The sequence below is a fragment of the Myxococcus qinghaiensis genome, from assembly GCF_024198215.1.
GTDB classification, from domain to species: Bacteria; Myxococcota; Myxococcia; order Myxococcales; family Myxococcaceae; genus Myxococcus; species Myxococcus qinghaiensis.
The window spans coordinates 1-1,361 of record NZ_JAKCFA010000083.1; the positions used below are offsets into that span (position 1 = coordinate 1).

Here is a 1,361-nt window from a genome sequence, read left to right on the forward strand (position 1 = left end):
GGTCGTGTCCCTATAAGTGTGTAGTCGGCGAGCAGGGATGAGCGTGAAAGAGGGAAGCTCCTCGGTGAAACCAACCGAGACGGTCTCCCCCTGGCAGGGGAGCCGAGGAGTTCCCGCCGTGGACGATACCGAGTTTGCCGCGCCCTCGCACGAGGAGGTGCGCACCGACGTGCGCGCGCTCTTCCTGGGAGCCATCCGCATGACGTTGGAGATGCTGCTGGAGGAGGAGATTCGGGGCCTGGTGGGGGCCGGGCGCTGGCAGCAGGTGGCTGGGCGCAAGGACCAGCGCAATGGCAGCTACCTGCGAGGCCTCTTGACGTCCATGGGGCACCTGGAGGTGGCCGTGCCTCGGACGAGGGCCAGCGGCTCGGCGGAGGCCGTGCTGGGCCGTTACAAGCGGCGCAGCGAAGAGCTCGACGAGGCGATTACCAGCGCGTACGTGCAGGGCGTCTCCACGAGGAAGATGGGCCGGGTGACCAGGGCGCTCATGGGCGAGGAGGTTTCGCGCTCGACGGTGAGCCGGGTGACGAAGTCCCTGGAACAGAAAGTGGAGGGCCTGCGCACCCAACCCCTCACTCAGGCCTTCCCCTACCTCTACCTGGATGCCACCTTCCTGGACGCGAGGTGGGCGCGCACGGTGCAGAACGTCTCGGCCCTGGTGGCCTACGGCGTGGGAGAGGATGGGCACCGGCATCTGCTGGCCGTGACTCTGGGTGGCAGCGAGTCGATGGACTCGTGGCTGGAGCTGCTTCGCCAGTTGCTCGAGCGAGGCCTGAGGGGGGTGCGGCTTGTCATCGCCGACGGACACGCGGGGCTGGCCGCCGCGGCCCGGCAGTCGCTGCCCGAGGCCCGACTCCAGCGTTGCACGGTGCACCTCACCCGGAACGTCCTCGCCAAGGCCCCCTGGCGACTGCGAGGCCGCCTCGGCAAGGAGACATCGGCCGTCTTCGAGGCACCAACTCTCCAGGACGCCAGGAAGCGCCTGGAGGCCCTCCAGGCCGGCCTGGGCCGCCAGGTCCCCGAGGCCATGGAGTGTTTGCGCGAGGGCTTTGCCCCGGCCACCTGCTTCTTCTCTTTCCCCAAGGCCCACTGGAAGCGGCTTCGCAGCACCAACGGCCTGGAGCGACTCCATGGCGAAGTGAAGCGCCGCATCCGCTCCGTGGGCGCCTTCCCGGACCGCGCCAGCGCACTGCGCCTCATCACCGCCGTCGCCCTCGAAGTCTCTGGCATCTGGGATGCCCGCCGCTACCTCGACATGGCCCTGCTGACTTCAAACCCAGACACCGCTGAATGAATCCGCCAAGGAGCCTTCCTCCCTCGTTCCCCCTCCGAACCAACTACACACGATTCGGGACTTGACC

General features: G+C 68.0%; 1 protein-coding gene. It reads left to right on the forward strand.

Translation table 11 applies throughout. From position 1 onward, the window contains the following. Positions 1-118 precede the first annotated feature (118 nt). Positions 119-1,294, forward strand: a complete 1,176-nt coding sequence (locus LZ199_RS45940) for an IS256 family transposase (protein WP_254000185.1) — start codon at positions 119-121, stop codon at positions 1,292-1,294. Positions 1,295-1,361: the final 67 nt, after the last annotated feature.